Annotated in this window: 13 protein-coding genes (1 of these 13 only partly in view); 8 read left to right on the top strand and 5 right to left on the bottom strand. The window is 68.0% G+C overall.

All coding sequences use genetic code 11. The features are described 5' to 3' along the window. Nucleotides 1-166: 166 nt before the first annotated feature. Nucleotides 167-1,306: an acyl-CoA dehydrogenase family protein gene (locus tag EI73_RS01780; RefSeq protein WP_034383563.1), complete on the bottom strand. Its 1,140-nt coding sequence runs from the start codon at nucleotides 1,304-1,306 to the stop codon at nucleotides 167-169. Nucleotides 1,307-1,471: 165 nt separating this feature from the next. On the opposite strand from EI73_RS01780, the gene EI73_RS01785 reads away from it, so the two are divergent. Continuing rightward, complete coding sequence (locus tag EI73_RS01785; protein ID WP_034383565.1) at nucleotides 1,472-2,116, top strand: GNAT family N-acetyltransferase; 645 nt, start codon at nucleotides 1,472-1,474, stop codon at nucleotides 2,114-2,116. A gap of 100 nt (nucleotides 2,117-2,216) precedes the next feature. On the opposite strand, the gene EI73_RS01790 is transcribed toward EI73_RS01785, so the two are convergent. Beyond that, nucleotides 2,217-3,281 (bottom strand): peptidoglycan bridge formation glycyltransferase FemA/FemB family protein, encoded by a 1,065-nt coding sequence (locus tag EI73_RS01790; RefSeq protein ID WP_034383567.1) that lies wholly within the window; start codon nucleotides 3,279-3,281, stop codon nucleotides 2,217-2,219. Between the two features lie 72 nt (nucleotides 3,282-3,353). Here EI73_RS01790 and EI73_RS01795 point away from each other — a divergent pair, with 72 nt between their 5' ends. Further along, the gene (locus EI73_RS01795) at nucleotides 3,354-4,361 is read left to right on the top strand and encodes a peptidylprolyl isomerase (RefSeq protein WP_034383569.1); all 1,008 of its coding nucleotides are present in this window, start codon (nucleotides 3,354-3,356) and stop codon (nucleotides 4,359-4,361) included. Nucleotides 4,362-4,381: 20 nt separating this feature from the next. Here the strand turns inward: EI73_RS01795 and argJ are convergent, their stop codons facing one another. Beyond that, nucleotides 4,382-5,545 carry a bifunctional glutamate N-acetyltransferase/amino-acid acetyltransferase ArgJ gene (gene argJ, locus EI73_RS01800; protein WP_034383571.1) on the bottom strand — a complete coding sequence of 388 codons (1,164 nt, stop codon included), beginning with the start codon at nucleotides 5,543-5,545 and terminating at the stop codon, nucleotides 4,382-4,384. An 83-nt stretch (nucleotides 5,546-5,628) separates the two neighbouring features. Here argJ and EI73_RS01805 point away from each other — a divergent pair, with 83 nt between their 5' ends. From EI73_RS01805 to hrpB, 6 genes are all read left to right on the top strand, one after another. Then, on the top strand, nucleotides 5,629-6,345 hold the full coding sequence (locus EI73_RS01805; protein WP_231557257.1) for an SDR family oxidoreductase: 717 nt from the start codon (nucleotides 5,629-5,631) through the stop codon (nucleotides 6,343-6,345). A 163-nt stretch (nucleotides 6,346-6,508) separates the two neighbouring features. Continuing rightward, nucleotides 6,509-10,303 (top strand): ExeM/NucH family extracellular endonuclease, encoded by a 3,795-nt coding sequence (locus EI73_RS01810; RefSeq protein ID WP_051935374.1) that lies wholly within the window; start codon nucleotides 6,509-6,511, stop codon nucleotides 10,301-10,303. 85 nt (nucleotides 10,304-10,388) lie between these two features. Next, nucleotides 10,389-10,733, top strand: a complete 345-nt coding sequence (locus EI73_RS01815) for an inorganic diphosphatase (RefSeq protein WP_034383573.1) — start codon at nucleotides 10,389-10,391, stop codon at nucleotides 10,731-10,733. Nucleotides 10,734-10,743: 10 nt separating this feature from the next. Next, complete coding sequence (locus EI73_RS01820; protein ID WP_034383575.1) at nucleotides 10,744-11,457, top strand: SDR family oxidoreductase; 714 nt, start codon at nucleotides 10,744-10,746, stop codon at nucleotides 11,455-11,457. After that, on the top strand, nucleotides 11,444-12,406 hold the full coding sequence (locus EI73_RS01825) for an NAD(P)/FAD-dependent oxidoreductase (RefSeq protein WP_034383577.1): 963 nt from the start codon (nucleotides 11,444-11,446) through the stop codon (nucleotides 12,404-12,406). Before EI73_RS01820 ends, EI73_RS01825 begins: the two co-directional genes overlap by 14 nt. A gap of 10 nt (nucleotides 12,407-12,416) precedes the next feature. Next, nucleotides 12,417-14,909: an ATP-dependent helicase HrpB gene (gene hrpB, locus EI73_RS01830; RefSeq protein ID WP_034383579.1), complete on the top strand. Its 2,493-nt coding sequence runs from the start codon at nucleotides 12,417-12,419 to the stop codon at nucleotides 14,907-14,909. A 127-nt stretch (nucleotides 14,910-15,036) separates the two neighbouring features. On the opposite strand, the gene ddrA is transcribed toward hrpB, so the two are convergent. Together ddrA and EI73_RS01840 are read right to left on the bottom strand one after the other, a co-directional pair. Then, nucleotides 15,037-15,642: a single-stranded DNA-binding protein DdrA gene (ddrA, locus tag EI73_RS01835; RefSeq protein ID WP_034383581.1), complete on the bottom strand. Its 606-nt coding sequence runs from the start codon at nucleotides 15,640-15,642 to the stop codon at nucleotides 15,037-15,039. Between the two features lie 137 nt (nucleotides 15,643-15,779). Beyond that, nucleotides 15,780-16,779, bottom strand: partial view of a S8 family peptidase gene (locus EI73_RS01840; protein WP_034383583.1) — the 3' portion only. The gene runs 551 nt beyond the window's last position; 1,000 of the gene's 1,551 nt are visible here — the last part of the coding sequence; its start codon lies off the right edge, out of view; the stop codon is at nucleotides 15,780-15,782.

The raw sequence follows: 16,779 nt of genomic DNA on the forward strand, positions 1-16,779 counted from the left end.
GGACCGCCCGTGAAGAAACGTTGGGGTTTCGCACACTATCCGGCGGACGATCCGCAGAAGTCAAGCGAACGTTCAGGCAAGTCGCTTGACGCCTACACCCCAGCGAGACAGCACCCACCCTGCTCCGGTGCTGTCTCGCTGGGGTTCACGGGGTTGTCCGCCGGCGTCACCTCAGCAGGTGGCGGCTGATCACCACGCGCTGAATCTCGTTGGTGCCCTCGTAGATCTGGTTGAGCTTCACGTCACGCAGCAGCTTTTCGACGGGGTACTCTCCCACGTAGCCGTAGCCGCCGTGAATCTGGATGGCTTCGTTGGCGGCATCAAAAGCCATCTCCGAGCAGTACGCTTTAGCAATAGCGCTCTCATAGCCGTGCGGCAGGCCCTGATCGGCCAGCCAGGCGGCTTTGAGGTACATCAGGCGGCCCGTCTCGATGCCCATCGCCATGTTGGCGAGCTTGAACTGAATCGCCTGGAAGGTGCTGATGGGCTTGCCAAACGCCTCACGCTGCCCCGCGTACTTCAGGCTCTCGTCCAGCGCCCGCCGGGCCACGCCAACCGACCCGGCCGCCACCGGAATGCGCGTCTTGTCGAGCGTCTTCATGGCGATCTTGAAACCGTCGCCCAGACCGCCAAGCTGGTTGGCGCGCGGAACCCGCACGTTCTCAAACACCAGTTCGGAGGTGAGAGAAGCCCGCTGCCCCATCTTGTGTCTGATCTTGTTGGAGGAGAGGCCGGGTGTGTCCTTGGGCACCACCAGCGCCACCGTCGCGCGGTGCCCGCCCTGGCGGTCAGTGGTGGCAAAGACGACGGTGATGTCGGCCACACCGCCGTTGCTGATCCACATCTTGGTTCCGTTGATCACCCACTCATCACCGTCCAGCACAGCGGTTGTACTCATCGCCGCCGCGTCTGAACCGTTGTTGGGTTCGGAGAGGGCGAAGGCCGCCAGCGCCGGCTTTTGGGTGAGGGGGCTCAGGAACCGCTTCTGCTGCTCCTCGGTGCCGCCCACCAGAATCGGGGTGATGCCGAGTTCGGAGGCCATCAGGACCGTATAGATGCCCATGCAGCCGTACGCGAGTTCCTCCCCGATCAGGCATTCATCCAGCATCCCTAGGCCCAGGCCACCCGCGTGCTCGGGAATGGCGACATTCAGCAGGCCGACCTCAAACGCCTTTTCGACGACCGGCCAGGGCAGTTCTTCCTTCTGGTCGTACTCGGCGGCGACCGGGATGATCTCCTTGCGCGTGAAGTCGCGCGCGAGCTGCTGAAGCTGTTTTTGCTCGTCGGTGAGGGTGAAATCGATCATGACAGGACTCCTGTGGAGAAGGGGAAAGAACCTCGTCGGGCAGCGAAATTGTGCCTCTGAACTCGGTCCAATTTAACATGTGCTCGGGCGGGTGCTCCCCCCTGCGGCCCCGTCACTGTGCGCGGAACGCCACCCTTTCCGGCTTGGACACACTACCCTGGCTCCATGCCTGCCGATGAGCGCCTTCTGCTGCGCCCGGTCCGCCGTGCCGATGCGGACGCCCTGGCACACGTTGCGTATGCCACCGGCTTTTTTGGCGAGAGCGCGAGGCGGTTTTTTCCGTCCCACCCTCTGTTCGCGGCCTTGTGGGTCACGCCGTATCTGCTGCCGGGGGCGGGGGGGCTGGGCTTTGTGGCCGAGCGGGGCGGGCAGGTGGTGGGATACGTCCTGGGAAGTGTGGACCAGCGGCGGTATGCGTGGGCGCTTGCCGCTCAGGTACCGCGTTTGCTGTGGCGCTGGCTGACGGGCCGCCTGCCCGGAGCCTTCGCCTCAGCGCGCTACCTGCTGCGGGCCGCGCGGTTCGGTTTGCCCGCTCCGCCCACCAGCCGTTATCCCGCCCACCTGCACCTCAACCTCTTGCCGGAAGCGCGGGGCCTGGGGGTGGGTGGGGCACTCCTCGACGCCTTCCTGGCCGAGTTGCGGTCCCGGCACGTGCCCGGCGTGCAGCTTTCTACCACCCGGCGCAACGTGGCTGCCGTCCACCTCTATGCCCGGCGGGGGTTTCGCGAGTGGGCGGCTCGCCGCACGGCGCTTTGGAAACCCTGGAGCGGGCAGGAGGAGGAACATCTGATCATGGTGCTGGCGTTGTGATAGGGATTCCGGCTCTAGCCCTTCGCCTCCGGGAAGGCGCCGAGGGCGAACCTCGTTCTGGAATCCGTCCTTTTCCCGCTGCTCTGGTTGCGCCGCTGCTTCACAGCACGTCTTCTGCGCTCCCCCGCTTGCGCAGGTTGTTGCGCGTCTTACGCCAGCGCAGGGCTTTGACGACGGCGGGCGCCGCCGGGTTTAGGTTCAGGTCATAGGCGGGGTACCACACGCGCTCCTCAGAAAACTTCAGCTTCATCTTGAAGACGCCGTAGGAATGCTTGCTCTCGTCGAGAACGCGCGGAATGCCCCAGAAGTCAAAGAGGGTATAGCCCCGCCGCTTGGCATCCAGCATCGCGTGCCAGTAGAAGGCGTCAGGGGCCTTGACGTCCCTGTAGGGCGTGCCGTCCGGGTGGGTGCGGTCGTCGCGGACGCTGCCCCCGAAGAGGTACGAGGTGCTCGTCCCCATCGCCAGAAAAAAGCCTCCGGCAAGGGCTTTGCCCTCATGGCGCGCGAGGACGATGTAGGCCTCACCGCCGTACGCGTCCCCCTCACGCAGCATCGTCTCGTAGTAGGCGCGGGGAAAGGCGCCCAGCTTGGCGCGTTCATTCGTCGCGGTAAAGAGTTCCCAGAACGCCTCGAAGTCATCGTCACGCCCGGCGACCACACCCAGCTTCTGGGCGGCGCGCACGTTGCGCCGGGCCATGGCGTGCAGGCCCGCGAAGAGTTCGTCTTCCGTGCGGGTGAGGTCAGCGAGGATGGTGTGCTCGGGCTGCTCGCTTTCCGCGCGGCGGAAGGAACCGAAGGCCTCGGGAATGGGCACGCTGCCGTCTGCTGGGATCGGGAAGGGAGGCTCGATCTTCAGCAGGACGTCGGTGGGCCGGGCCACCCGCCGGACCGCCTCCGCCACCGCTGGAAGCAGGTCGAGCGATTCCAGGGCCGGGCCGCGCGGGGCATACAGGGTCGACAGGCCCGGTACCAGCCGCTTGCGCAGCAGTTGCAGCGCCCCGACCGTCTGCCCCTGGCGCTGCAACAGGTAGCGGACCGGCACCTGACCCAACACCCGGCGCGCCTCGCCGTAGCCCCAGCCCTGCAGGGCGCTGGTGATGGGCAGAGAACGCACCGCGTCGTCATACACGCGCGGATCACGAGTTTCGACCAGGGTCAGGCGCATCGGGGGGGATTGTAGCAGGGGCGCGCTCCTCCAAAGGCACCCACCGGGCCAGCGGGAGAGTACAGTATGAGGATGAAACAGAGCCTCTTGACGCTCGCGCTTCTGTTTGGCGGCGCGGCCCTTGCGCAGACCCCTGCTCCCACGACGCCCGTGCCCGCTGCGCCGGCGCCGGCGGCTCCGGCTGCACCCGCAACCCCTGCGGCACAGTCGCCCGTGGTCGCGCGGGTCGGCACCGAGACCTATACCCTCGCGGATTTTGACCGAGCCTTCCGAATCGCGGTGGCGCGGGTATTGAACGCGCAGGGCGTGCCGTACTCGGCCGACATGCTCGCGGAGTTTGCCGAAGCCCGCGCTGAGTACCTGGGGCAGTTCGCCCGTGACCGCGCGGTGTACCAACTCGCGCGCCGGGGGACCCAGGTGACCGCGGCGCAGATTGACGAGCAGGTCGCCAAGGCCCGAGCAGACTTCGCCAGCGACGCTGAATTTACCGAAGCGCTCAAAGCGACCGGTTTTGAAAGCGTGGCCGAGCTGCGCGCGGAGTTGGAGCGGCAGGCCGTGGTGCAGGCCTACCTCGCTGCCCTCAAGGACCGCTTTCAGTTCGGAGACGCGCTCGTGCAGAGCTTTTACAACCTCAACCGCGCCGCTCTGACCCGTCCTGCGCAGGCCTGCGCCAAGCACATTCTGGTCAAGACGCAGGCGGAAGCGCAGGCCATTTTGCAGGGCGTTCAGGGCGGCGCGGATTTCGCCCGGCTCGCGCAGGAAAAGAGCCAGGACCCCGGCAGCGCCCAGGAGGGTGGCGATCTGGGCTGCTTCGAGCCCGGTGAGACCGTCGCGGCCTTTGACCGGGTCGCCTTTGGTGCCCCCCTCAACCAACCGCAACTCGTGCAGACCGAGTACGGCTGGCATGTGCTTGTGGTCACGAGGCGCCAGGAGGCGGGTTTGGCACCCCTGGCCGAAGTCGCTCCCCTGATTCGTGAGCAGCTCGCGCGTGACGCCGCTCAGAAGTACCTCGACGCGCAGATCGCTCGGCTGAACATTCAGACGAATCCAGCCGGAGTGACCTCACCTCCTGGCCGCTGACCCTTCCCCCGGCCTCCCCTTCAGGTCGTGTAGTCGGCGTTGATCCGCACGTACTCGGCGCTGAGGTCGCAGCCCCAGGCTTCGCCCTCCGCGTTCCCCACCCCGAGGTTGACCGCAAAGACCACCTCCGGGGCGTTCATGCTCGCGCTGACCTGCGCGGCGTCGTAGGGGAGGGGTTTTCCGGCGAAGACAGGAATGCCCTGTACCGCCACCGTCAGGCGCTCGATGGCGACGGCTGCTCCGCTCCGCCCCACCGCCATAATGACGCGGCCCCAGTTCGGGTCGTTGCCGTGCACGGCGCTTTTGAGCAGCGGCGAAACGCAGCAGGTTCGCGCGGCGGCAAGCGCCTCGGCCTCGCTGCGGGCGCCCGTGACCTGCACGGTCAGCAGCTTGGTCGCGCCCTCTCCATCGGCGGCGATCTGCCGAGCGAGGTCGCGCAGCACGCGTTCGAGCGCAGTGAGAAACTCTGCCGGGTCCACCTCGCCCGCCTGGCCGTTGGCCAGCACCAGCGCCATGTCGTTGGTGCTGGTATCGCCGTCTACCGTGACGGCATTGAAGGTTCGGTTCACGATCCCGGGAAAGGCGGCTCGCAGCACCGCCTGATCGACCTGCGCGTCACTCAAGGCAAAGGCGAACATGGTCGCCATATCCGGGTGAATCATGCCGCTGCCCTTGGCGGTACCGACGATGCGCGCGCCCGTGCTGAGGGTGGCGTGGGCCGTCTTGGGCCGCGTGTCCGTCGTCATGATCGCCGAGGCGAAAGGCAGGGCATCCGGCCCCAGCGCGCCGGGCAGACGTTCGAGGCCGCCGAGCACCCGGTCCATCGGCAGCAGGTGCCCGATGATGCCGGTGCTGGCGGTGAGGACGGCCTGCGCGTCCACGTTCAGGACACGGCCTAGGGCCTGCGCAATGGCCGCGTTGTCCCGTGCGCCCTGCTGCCCGGTGGCTGCATTGGCGTTTCCGGCGTTCACCACCAGGGCCCGCACCGGTCCGCCCTGCGCGTACACCTCACGGTTTCGCGTCACACAGGCGGCGGCCGTCGTGCTGCGCGTGCCGGCAAAGGCCCAGACGCAGGGTGCGTCGCTGACCACACAGCTCAGGTCCGTTCGGCCGCTGGGTTTGATGCCCGCAGCCAGCGCCGCCGCCCTGAATCCCTGGGGAAACTTCAGTCCACTCGCTGTCATGGGCGCATCCTACGCGCATCCTGGGCGCAGAACGCTGACCCACCGGCTCCGAGGGTGTTCCCAAGCTGAGCTACCCTGTTCCCATGACGATGCGGGACAGAGCGCTGCGCGGCCGGGTGATCGCGGTGACCGGAGCGAGCAAGGGAATCGGGTGGGCGGTGACCCAGGCACTCACGGCCCAGGGCGCGCGGGTGATCGCGGGAGCGCGGGACGTGGGCGGCCTTCAGCTGGACGGTGCCGAGTTTTGGAGGCTCGACGTGACCGACGAGGCGAGCGTGGACGCTTTTGCGCGGGCTGCGGTGCGGGCGGGCGTGGACGCCCTCGTGAACAACGCCGGAGTGGGTTCCTTCCAGCCGGTCGAGGAGATCACCCCCGCGGAATACCGCCGGGTGATGGACACGAACGTCTTGGGCACGCTGCTCGTCACACGCGGTCTCATCCCGCACTTTCGCGAGCGGTATGCACGGGGCGAGGGTTCACAGGTGGTGAACGTGACCAGCGACGTCTCGGCGCGGACCTTTGCGGGCGGCGCGCTCTATACGGCCAGCAAGTACGCGCAGCGGGCGGTGACCCAGGCCCTCGCCTATGAGGGGCGGGCGTACGGCCTGCGGGTCACCGAAATCCGGCCCGGCATGGTGGACACCTTTTTTGCGGGCAGCGTGCAGGGGGCTGCGCACAAGGCGGGCTGGTTGCGGCCGGACGATGTGGCGGACGCCGTGCTGTACGCCCTGACTGCTCCTTTGCATGCCCGTATCGATGAGGTGTTGCTGCACCCGGTCGAGCAGGACGTGGTGTTCTGACCCCCGTGCCCTAGACGAGCGGCGTTCCTGGGCCTTCTGCTATCCTCGCAGGGCCCGGTGTTGTCTAGCCCTGTGCTGAATATCCGCTGACAGAGGGCGGAGAGGCTTATCCTACCTGGCCTTTTTGGTTCTCCCCTCAGTCAGGCCACTTTCAGGAGATCTGATGAAACCATCCCTACTGCTGCTCTCTGCTGCCCTGCTGCTTTCTGCCTGCTCCTCCGGTCCCCAGAGCCCTGGGGCCGCGAAAGGGAAGGCGCTTATTCAGGTTCTCTCGCTGCCCGCCGAGGTGCAGCAGGTGACCCTGGAGGTACGCGGTACCGATGAGAACACCCGGAACGAGGCTCGTTCCCTCACGGCGACCCTCACGGGCGGTACCGCCACCTTTACGGTGCCCGATCTGGTCAAGGGGGCCTATACCCTGACGGCGCGTGCCTACGACGGGACCGATGCGGAAAAGGTGGTGCTGTACAAGGGGAGCCGCCAGGTCACCTTTGCGGACGAGCAGCCCATCAACCTGAGGATCAACCGCATCACGAGCGCCATTCAGGTGACGGTTGCGGGCGTGACGGCCAAGAGCAACGTGCTGATCGCCAAGGCTGGAGCGCTGGAGGCCCGCTTGATCGGGAATGGCGACACCGCCTCGGGCACCCTGCGGGGCATTCCTACGGGCCGCGCGGTCAGGGTGATCGTCGAGGGTCGGGACAGCGGCGGCACCCTGCAGCAGCAGGGCACGGCCACGCTTCGTCTGAGCGAGGAGGACGGAAGGGTCAGCGTGGGCCTGACCGACGTCGTGAACGCCACGGCCCCGGCGGTGCCCACCCTCAGTGGCGCGGACACCGTCAAGAAGGGGGAGGCCTACACCCTGAACATCGCGGCGCGGCAGGCGGACGCCAGCGCCTCGCTCAAGACGGTCACCGTGGATTGGGGAGACGGGAGCACCCAGACCATCCCGCTCAGCGGGCAGGAGGCCGAGGTGCACCCCACCCACGTCTACACGGCGCCCGGTCCCCGCAGCATCAGCGTCACGGTCACCAACACGGCGAATCTCAGCAGCACGGCGGGCAACACGGTCAACGTGCTCGACACCACGACCGGGAATGTGACGGTGGAGACCGGCGCGGAGGTCGCCCCGCTTCATCTCACCGTGACGGACGTGGAGGCGGAGCGGGTGACGGCGACCATCACCGCACCCCAAGACAGTTTGGGGACCGCCAGCCTGCGGGCACAGGACCTCCAAAAGAGCTACGCCCTCGAGCTCGTTCCGCGTGGAAATGGCACCTGGAGCGGCGCGCTGAGCCTCCCCGTGGGGTACGCGTACACGGTGCAGCCCCACGCCATCGCGGGGGAGCAGGTCCGCGAGGGTCAGAGCCGCACCTTGACCGTCCTCCCGGAGGGCACCTCTGCATCCTTGGCCTTTGGCGGTGACGCGGCGCCCACCTGTCCCGCCGCCACCATCACCAACATCGGGGCCGTGCAGGGCAATGGCGCGACCAGTCCGCTGGTGGGTCAGACCGTCACGGTGCGCGGGGTCGTGACCAGCGACTTCCAGGCGGGTCTGGGAGGATTTTTTGTTCAGGAGATCGCGCCGGACAACGACCCGGCCACCAGTGACGGCCTCTTCGTGTATACCGGCCCCACGGCCCGGCAGGTCCAGGTGGGGGACGTCGTGCAGGTGGGCGGCACCGTGAGGGAGTATCGCGGCAGCAGCGACAAGCAGCCGGGCACGGCCACCCAGCTCGACACCCTGACCCTTTTCCAGAAGTGCAGCGGCACCCAGGTCGTCAAACCCGTCACCCTGAGCTTCCCGCTGAATACGCTTGACCAGCTCGAACAGTACGAAAACATGCTCGTTACCATCCCGCAGCCGATGACGGTGACCGACAACTATGGGTACGGGCGCTACGGCGAACTCGGCTTGTCGAGTGGGGGGCGCCTCTTTGTCCCCACCAACGGCAACGCGCCCAGCGAGACGGCAGCCAGCCAAGCCCTGCGCCGCATCGTGCTCAATGATGGCAGCAACGTGCAGAACCCCGCGGCTCTGCCCTACCTGAACGCCTCCGGCACCCGCCGTACCGGCGATACCGTCCAAAACCTGACCGGCGTGCTGCGCTACGCGAACGACACCTTTAAAATCGAGCCCACCGTCACCCCTCAGTTCACCGACGCCAATCCCCGTTCGGCGACGCCCAAACCCGTCGGTGGCCGCCTGCGGGTGGCCGGCGCGAACGTCCTGAATTACTTCATCACCTTTGGCGGCAGCACCGACCGTGGCGCGAACAACGCCTATGAGTTCGGGCGCCAGCAGGCCAAGATCGTCAGCACCCTGCTCGGCTTAAAGGCCGACGTGATCTCGCTGATGGAGATCCAGAACAATGGGGACGCCGCGCTTGAAGACCTTGTCGCGGCCCTCAACAGGGCGGCCGGGGCAGGCACCTATGCGGCCGTCAAGACCGGTCAGCTCGGCAGTGACGCCATCACGGTCGCCCTCATCTACCGGCCTGACCGCGTCACCCCCGTGGGGAACTTCCTCGCCGACACCGCGTCCATCAATGACCGGCCACCCGTCGCGCAGACCTTCCGCGAGAACGCGACGGGAGAAGTGTTCAGCGTGATCGCCAACCACTTCAAGAGCAAGGGCAGCTGCCCCACCAGCGGCGACACCGATCAGGGCCAGGGCTGCTGGAACTTCAAGCGCGTGGCGCAGGCCCAGGCGCTCCTCGACTTCGTGAAGACCGTGCAGGCCACGTCCGGTGACCCCGACGTGCTGCTGCTGGGTGACCTGAACGCCTACGGCGACGAGGATCCCATCAAGACCCTGATCTCAGGTGGCTTTGAGAGCCTGAACAGACGTATTCCCGCCGAGGACCGCTACTCCTACCAGTTCGGCGGCCAGTTCGGGTATCTGGATCACGCCCTGGCCAGTGCCTCCCTGAGCGGCCAGGTCACCGGCATCACCGAGTGGCACGTCAACAGCGACGAACCCACCTTCCTCGACTACAACGTCGAATACAAGAACAACCCCAACTGCAAGACGAGCACCTGCACCACCCCTGATCTGTACCAGCCCGACGCCTTTCGCTCGAGCGACCACGATCCGGTTCTGGTCGGCTTGGACCTCAAGGGAGGCGGCACGACCAGCCCGGTCCCCAGTGTTGCCCTCACGCCCGGGACGGCCACGGTCACCGCTGTCGCCGGCGCTCCCGCCGTGACCCGCACCTTTACGGCCACCGCACAGAACGTGACCGGTGCCCTGACCGTCACCGTCACGCCCCAGAACGGCGCGCCCCCCCTGGTCACCGCGCCTGCCACAGTGACCAGCGGTCAGCCCTTTGACGTGACCGTCACGGCACCGGAGGGCACCACGGCCGGTACCTACAGCTACGAGCTGAAGGCAGCCGGCGGCGACGTGAGCGGCAAGGCGACGCTGACGGTGACCGTGCAGGCCCCGCCCGCAACGAACACCGCCGACCTGTACTTCAGCGAGTACGTGGAAGGGAGCGGCAGCAACAAGGCGATCGAGCTCTACAACCCGACCGGGCAGGCCGTGAACCTGGGCGACTACACGGTCGAGCTCTACACCAACGGCGCTGCTGCGCCGACCAACACCGTCACCTTGAGTGGCACACTGGCGGCGGGCAGCACCTTTGTGATCGTGAATGCTTCGGCGGTTCAGGCCCTCAAGGACAAGGGGCAGCTTCTTCAGAGCTCGGTGACCTCTTTCAATGGGGATGACGCCCTCGTTCTGAAGAAGAATGGCGTGGTGATCGACACCTTCGGGCAGGTCGGCTTTGACCCCGGCAGCGCTTGGATTTCCGGCGACGTCACCACGCTTGACCGCACCCTGCGCCGCAAGACCAGCGTGACCACCGGCGACCCCAATCCCAGTGACCCCTTCGACCCCGCCGCCCAGTGGGACGTGTTTCCTACCGACACCTTTGACGGTCTGGGCACCCGCTGATCCAAATTCCGGCTCCTCCGTTCGCCCCTTTTCCTTCTCCGGCCGCCCTGCCCTGTTCGGTGGGGCGGTTTTCTATGCTGCGACCATGAAACCAGACCTCATCCCCTTTCTGGGCAGAACGGTACGTGTGATGGTGGATCGCCCGCTTGGCTCCCGCCACCCGCGCTGGCCGGACCTCGTGTACCCGGTCAACTACGGCGAACTGCCCGGCACACGGGGCGGTGATGGCCAGCCGCTGGACGCCTATCTGTTGGGCTGGGACGTGCCGGTACGGGAGGCAGAAGGCGTGGTGACGGCGGTGCTTGTCCGTCAGGATGACGTGGAGGACAAGCTGGTTGTGGTGCGGCCCGGTTGGGTGTGGCGTGACGAGGAGATCCTAAAGGCTGTCTCGTTTCAGGAGCAGTATTTTGACGTGCGGCTGCTGCGCTAGCGTTTTGGCCATGACGAATGCACACAGACCCGTGACGCTGATCACCGGGGCGACGGGCGGGATCGGCACGGCGCTCGCGCGGGCGCTGGCGGGCCAGCATAGCCTGATCTTGCAGGGACGGGACGCAGGGCGGCTTAGGGCGCTCGTCGCGGAGGTGGGCGGAACGCCGCTGCCGCTGGACCTCGCCCGGCCCGAGACCTTTGGGGCAGCGGTCGCCGGGTTGGGCCGCATCACGAACCTGGTTCATAGTGCGGGAGTCGTGGAATTGGGCGCGGTGGCCGAGCAGGAGGACGAGGTGTGGACGCGTACCCTTGCGGTGAACGTGGTGGCCCCTGCCGCCCTGACGCGCGCCCTACTTCCTGGTGTACGGGCCGAGCGCGGCACGGTCGTCTTCATCAACAGCGGCGCGGGTCTGCGTGCCAACCCGGGCTGGGCGAGCTACGCGGCCAGCAAATTCGCCCTCAGGGCACTGGCGGACGCGCTGCGTGAGGAGGAGGCGCCGCACGGGGTTCGTGTGACCAGCGTCTATCCGGGCCGCACCGCCACACCCATGCAGCAGAAGGTCCGGGCGCAGGAGAACGCGGCGTACGATCCCCGCGCCTATGTGTCTCCCGAAACCGTGGCCGCGACCGTGCGCTTCGTGCTTGACGCCCCCCGTGACGCGGTCCTCACCGACGTGAGCGTACGTCCCGGTCCCCGCCGAGGTGAAGGTGCAGGCGTTTGATGCCGTGGTGATCGGGGCAGGCCCGGCAGGCCTGAATGCCGCCTTGGTGCTGGGAGGCGCACGGCGCCGGGTGCTGCTGCTGGACGGCGGGCCCCCACGCAACGCCAAGGCCACCGCGGCCCACGGGGTCTTCACACGTGACGGCGCGCCCCCAGTCTGCCTGAAGACGATCGGGCTGGAGGACCTTGCCCCGTACCCGGTGAGCGTGCTGCCCGGGGTGGCGCGCGAGGCCCGCGCTCTGCCGCAGGGGTTTGCGGTGCGGCATGATGGCGGCTGGGTCCAGGCCCGGCGTCTGCTTTTTGCCACTGGGGTCCGCGACATCCTGCCCAATGTCCCCGGCCTGCGCGAACGCTGGGGCCGCACCGTTCACCACTGCCCCTACTGTGACGGCTGGCCCAACCGTGAGGCGGCCCTGGGGGTGCTGGGCTCCGGTCAGGAGGGTCACCATCTCGCCCTCAGCGTGCGGGCCTGGTCCAAGCGCGTGACCCTGCTGACGGACGGCCCCGATGAGCTGACGGAAGAGCAGCGCGAGGACCTGGCCCGGGTCGGTGTTCCCATCTTCACGGGCCCCATCCTGCGCTTCGGTGGCGTGGACCGAGTGGACGTGCGGTTTCGCCGGGGCGGGCGGCTTACGCTGGATGCCGTTTTCCTGAATCCGACCCAGCAGCAGAACAGCACCTTGCCCGCGTCGCTCGGCTGCGAGCTCAACGAGAAAAGCCGCGTGGTGGTCAACGAGAACGGGATGACCAGCGTGCGCGGCGTATGGGCGGCGGGCGACATGACCGGCGCGCCCCAGTACGTCATGAGCGCCGCAGCAACCGGCATGATCGCCGCTGTCTCCCTGAACACCACCCTGATTCACGAAGACGTGCGGAAGTTCGGCGCAGCCTTTCACAAGTCGCCGGGTGAGGAGACGGGCGAGCCGCCCAGCGGGGGAGAAGCGTCCTGACCCTGCTACCATGCCCCCCGTGGCCTACCCCGATCTTCCCGTCTTTGAGGTGCTGCCCGAGCTGCGCGCCGCGCTTGAGCGGAGCCCGTTGGTGGTGCTTCAGGCCCCGCCGGGAGCAGGCAAGAGCACCGCGCTGCCCCTGGCGCTGCTGAACGAACCCTCCTTGGCCGGGCAAGGCGTCGTGATGCTGCAACCGCGGCGGGTGGCGGCCCGAGCAGTCGCCGCGCGGCTCGCGGAGGGCCTGGGGGAGGAGGTGGGCCGTACGGTCGGTTTCCGCGTCCGCTTTGAGTCGCGGGTATCTTCCCGCACGCGCCTTGAGGTGGTCACCGAGGGCATCCTCACCCGCCGCCTGCAACGGGACCCGGAGCTCAGCGGCGTGGGCCTGGTTATCCTCGACGAGTTTCACGAGCGCTCTCTTAACGCTGACCTCGCCCTGGCCCTGCTGCGCGAGGTGCAGGGAGCGCTGCGAGACGACCTGCGCGTGCTGGTCATGAGTGCCACCCTGGACCCGGCCCTGCCTGAACGTCTGGGGGCACCGCTTGTGCAGAGCAAGGGCCGCATGTACCCGGTGGACGTGCGCTACCTGCCCGCCGACCCGGTGGGGCGCGTGGAGGACGTGGTGGTCCGCGCCGTCCGTGAGGCCCTCGCCGCGCACGTGGAAGGAGACGTCCTCGCCTTCCTGCCCGGCGCGCGGGAGATTCATGGGGCGCGAGCAGCCCTGAGCGACGTGAACGCCGTGGTGCTCCCCCTCTACGGTGACCTGCCCCTGGCCGAGCAGCGGCGCGCCCTGTTGCCGGATCCCCAGGGGCGGCGCAAGGTCGTGCTGGCGACTTCCATCGCGGAAACGTCGCTGACCCTGCCGGGCGTACGGGTGGTGGTGGACGGCGGGCTGAGCCGCACGCAGCGCTTTGACCCCGGCACCGGCCTCACCCGCATGGTGACCACCCGGGTTACGCGCGACGCCGCCGAGCAGCGAGCGGGCCGCGCCGGACGCACCTCCCCCGGCACCGCCTACCGCCTCTGGAGCGAGCGCACCCATGCCGCCCTGCCGGCAGCCCGCCCTCCCGAGATTCTGGACGCGGACCTCACGCCCCTCACGCTCGAACTGGCGGGGTGGGGGGTGCCCGATCCCGCCGCGCTCGCCTGGCTGGACAAGCCGCCCGCGCCGCGTGTCGAGGCGGCCCGTGCCCTGCTGCGTGACCTGGACGCCCTGGACGAGGAGGGCCGGATCACGCAGCGGGGGGGAGCCCTCCTCGAGTTGCCCACCCATCCCCGTCTCGCGCACCTCCTCCAAGGCGGCGTAGCCCTCGGCCTGGGGCCGCTTGCTGCCGATGTGGCTGCCCTGCTTGAAGAACGTGACCCACTGGGAGGCGGGGCCGGGACCGACCTGACGAGCCGGGTCGCGGCCCTGCGTGCCTGGCGCCGGGGCGAGCGGGGGAGGGGGGAAGCCGGCGTGCTACAGCGGGTGGAACGCCTCTGCGCACAGTGGCGCAGGCTCCTGGACCTCTGCCCCGAGGACCTGCCGCCCGATCCCTTTGCAGTGGGGCACCTCGTGGCCCTGGCCTACCCCGAGCGCGTGGCCCTCGCGCGGGAGGGGGGAGGAGGCCGCTTTCTGCTCGCGGGCGGGCAGGGCGCCCGGCTGCCGGAAGGGGACGCGCTCGCTGCGAGCCCCGCGCTGGCCGTCGCCCATCTGGATGCGGGGACGGGGGAGGGGCGCATTCACCTCGCTGCGCCGCTGGACCCCAGGGCGCTTGCTGCTCGGGCGGTATGGCACGACGCGGCGCGCTGGGACACTCGCACCGGGACCCTCGTCGCCCAGCGAGAACGGCGCGTGGGGGCACTCGTGCTGGAGACTCGCCCCCTGCCCGACCTGCCCCACGCCGCTCGTGTGGAGGCCCTCGCGGGGGCCGTCCGCTCGGAGGGCCTCCACCTCCTCACCTTCAGCCCAGAGGCAGAGAATCTGCGCGCCCGTGTCGAGTCCATCCGCCGCTGGCGCCCCGAGGAGACGGGCTGGCCCGACCTCTCCGACGCGGCCCTGCTCGCCACGTTGCAGGACTGGCTCGGCCCTTTTCTGGAAGGTGTCCGCACCCGCGACGACTTCAAGCGCCTGAACCTCCTCCCCGCCCTGCAAGCCCTGCTTCCCTGGCCGCTGCTGGGGCGCCTCGACGACCTTGCGCCCACGTTCCTCACCGTGCCCAGTGGGTCGAGGATTCGCCTTCAGTACCAGCCGGATGGCTCCCCGCCCGTCTTGGCCGTGAAGCTGCAGGAGCTGTTTGGTCTGGCAGAGACGCCCACCGTGAATGCGGGCCGCACCCCCGTGCGGCTGCACCTGCTCTCGCCCGCCGGGCGCCCCGTGCAGGTCACCCAGGATCTGCGGTCCTTTTGGAACAGCAGCTACTTTGAGGTTCGCAAGGATCTGCGGGGGCGCTATCCCAAGCACCCCTGGCCGGACGATCCCTGGAGTCACGTGCCGACGCGGCAGACGAAGAAACGAGGCGTATAGCTTGAGAGGCAAAGAATCAGGTGGGAGACCCCCCACCCCTACAGCAGGTTCGCCAGCGCCCCGCCGATCAGCGTGAGCATCAGCACGCCGAGGATCACGGCGGCGAGTTGCCGCGGCGTCACCGGGTTCATGCGGCCCGTCCGTGACGGCTGTGCCCTCCACCTTGCAGGCTGCCCAGCGCGGCCTTGAGGTGCTTGTACACCTCGCGTTGCAGCTCGAGGTCCTCGGGCAGTTCGTACTTGAGCTGCTCCATCGCCTGCACGAGGTGGGCGCCGCCGGGGCTGCGCTCGTGGTCAGGCCGGGCCCACTCGGGCAGTTCGGGTGTGGTGACGGGCTCGCGCTTGGCGTCGTTCCAGTCCACCCACTGCTTGGGCAGGTCGTACAGGTAGCGGCCAATGCCGAACTGCACCGCGCAGCGCTTCAGGGCATCGGAGGCCGCGGCTTTCAGCGTGCCGTACTCGCCTTCGGCGGCCTCGCCGATATCCTCACGGGTCACGCCCAACACAGTCAGGCGCCCCTTGACGGTCGGCGTGGCGGTGCCGGGAATCACTTCCAGCTCGAAGCTCCAGCTGTCGGGGCAGATGGCGTCCAGGCGGTCCTGCACTGCGCGGGCATCAACGTAGGCCAGCAGCAGCGCGCGGGTACGCTCCTTGTTAAAGGCTTGGGCTTTCCAGCCCACGAGGTGAGCGGGAAACGGGGCTTGGAGTCGTTTCTGAACATCGCTCAACTGCATGGATTTAGTCTATAACAGAACACAGTTACGGTCAAGACAGAATGAGAAGGAGGAGGGTGGTCACGAGGCGGGCCCCGACTCAGAGGCCAAAGCAAAGAGGCACCCGTCACCGGATGCCCCTCGCCGCCCGTGCTCGGTTACTTCGTCTCGACCAGGGTGTAGCTGCCGCTGCCGCTGTAGGCGTAGACCTCCCAGCGGTAGGTGCCGCTGCCCGCCGCGTAGTTGATGCTCTCGCTGCTGCTGCTGCCCTCGCTGGCAGCCACGTCCACCCAGCTGCTGCCGTTCCACTTCTGGAGGTAGAGGTCAAAATCCGTGCCGCTTGGGCCGCTCAGCGTACCCTGAAGGGTCCCGCCGCCGTAGGAAAAGCCGCTTGTGCTGGGTTTCCAGGAGCTGCTGCCCTGGCTCACGGAGCCGGTGTAGGTGGTGGAGGTGCCGGGAGCGGGCGTGGTGCTCGTGCTGCCGCTGCCGGTGTACAGCAGGCGGTTGGGGCTGCCGCTGCCCGCCGAGGTGACTTTGCCGGTCGTGGCGCTATTGAGCAGGGCGCTTGTGACCTGTGACGTCGTGTAGGAGGGGTTATTCGCCAGGATCAGGGCGACGGCGCCCGCCACGTGGGGCGTGGCCATGCTGGTGCCGCTGATGGTGTTGGTGGCGGTGGTGCTGCCGATCCAGGTGCTGGTGATGTTGCTGCCCGGCGCGAAGAGGTCGACGCACGAGCCGTAGTTGCTGAAGCTGGAGCGGGCGTCGGTGTTGGTGGTCGAGCCCACGGTAATGGCGTTGGCGGCGCGAGCGGGAGAGACGTTACAGGCGTTTTGGTTTTCATTCCCGGCGGCGACGGCCATCACGAGGTTCTTGCTGGCCGCATTGTTCACCGCGTCGTCCACCGCCTGGCTGGCCCCACCGCCCAGACTCATGTTCGCCACCGCCGGGCCGGTCTTGTTGCTCAGGGCCCAGTTGATGCCCGCGATCACACCGGAGTTGGTGCCGCTGCCGTCACAGCCCAGCACCTTCACCGCGACGAGCTTCACGCCCTTGGCGACCCCCCAGGTGCTGCTGCCCACCGTGCCCGCCACGTGGGTGCCGTGTCCCTGGCAGTCACTGTTGTTGCCGTCTCCGGTGGTGTTGGTGCCCCACACCGCC

It is taken from the genome of Deinococcus sp. YIM 77859, from assembly GCF_000745175.1.
In the GTDB taxonomy this organism is placed as follows: Bacteria; Deinococcota; Deinococci; order Deinococcales; family Deinococcaceae; genus Deinococcus.

Bases quoted from the DNA above. Each gene is read 5' to 3' on its own strand.
- EI73_RS01780 (WP_034383563.1), bottom strand. From the start codon at position 1,306: ATGATCGATTTCACCCTCACCGACGAGCAAAAACAGCTTCAGCAGCTC.
- EI73_RS01785 (WP_034383565.1), top strand. From the start codon at position 1,472: ATGCCTGCCGATGAGCGCCTTCTGCTGCGCCCGGTCCGCCGTGCCGAT.
- EI73_RS01790 (WP_034383567.1), bottom strand. From the start codon at position 3,281: ATGCGCCTGACCCTGGTCGAAACTCGTGATCCGCGCGTGTATGACGAC.
- EI73_RS01795 (WP_034383569.1), top strand. From the start codon at position 3,354: ATGAAACAGAGCCTCTTGACGCTCGCGCTTCTGTTTGGCGGCGCGGCC.
- argJ (WP_034383571.1), bottom strand. From the start codon at position 5,545: ATGACAGCGAGTGGACTGAAGTTTCCCCAGGGATTCAGGGCGGCGGCG.
- EI73_RS01805 (WP_231557257.1), top strand. From the start codon at position 5,629: ATGACGATGCGGGACAGAGCGCTGCGCGGCCGGGTGATCGCGGTGACC.
- EI73_RS01810 (WP_051935374.1), top strand. From the start codon at position 6,509: ATGAAACCATCCCTACTGCTGCTCTCTGCTGCCCTGCTGCTTTCTGCC.
- EI73_RS01815 (WP_034383573.1), top strand. From the start codon at position 10,389: ATGAAACCAGACCTCATCCCCTTTCTGGGCAGAACGGTACGTGTGATG.
- EI73_RS01820 (WP_034383575.1), top strand. From the start codon at position 10,744: ATGACGAATGCACACAGACCCGTGACGCTGATCACCGGGGCGACGGGC.
- hrpB (WP_034383579.1), top strand. From the start codon at position 12,417: ATGCCCCCCGTGGCCTACCCCGATCTTCCCGTCTTTGAGGTGCTGCCC.
- ddrA (WP_034383581.1), bottom strand. From the start codon at position 15,642: ATGCAGTTGAGCGATGTTCAGAAACGACTCCAAGCCCCGTTTCCCGCT.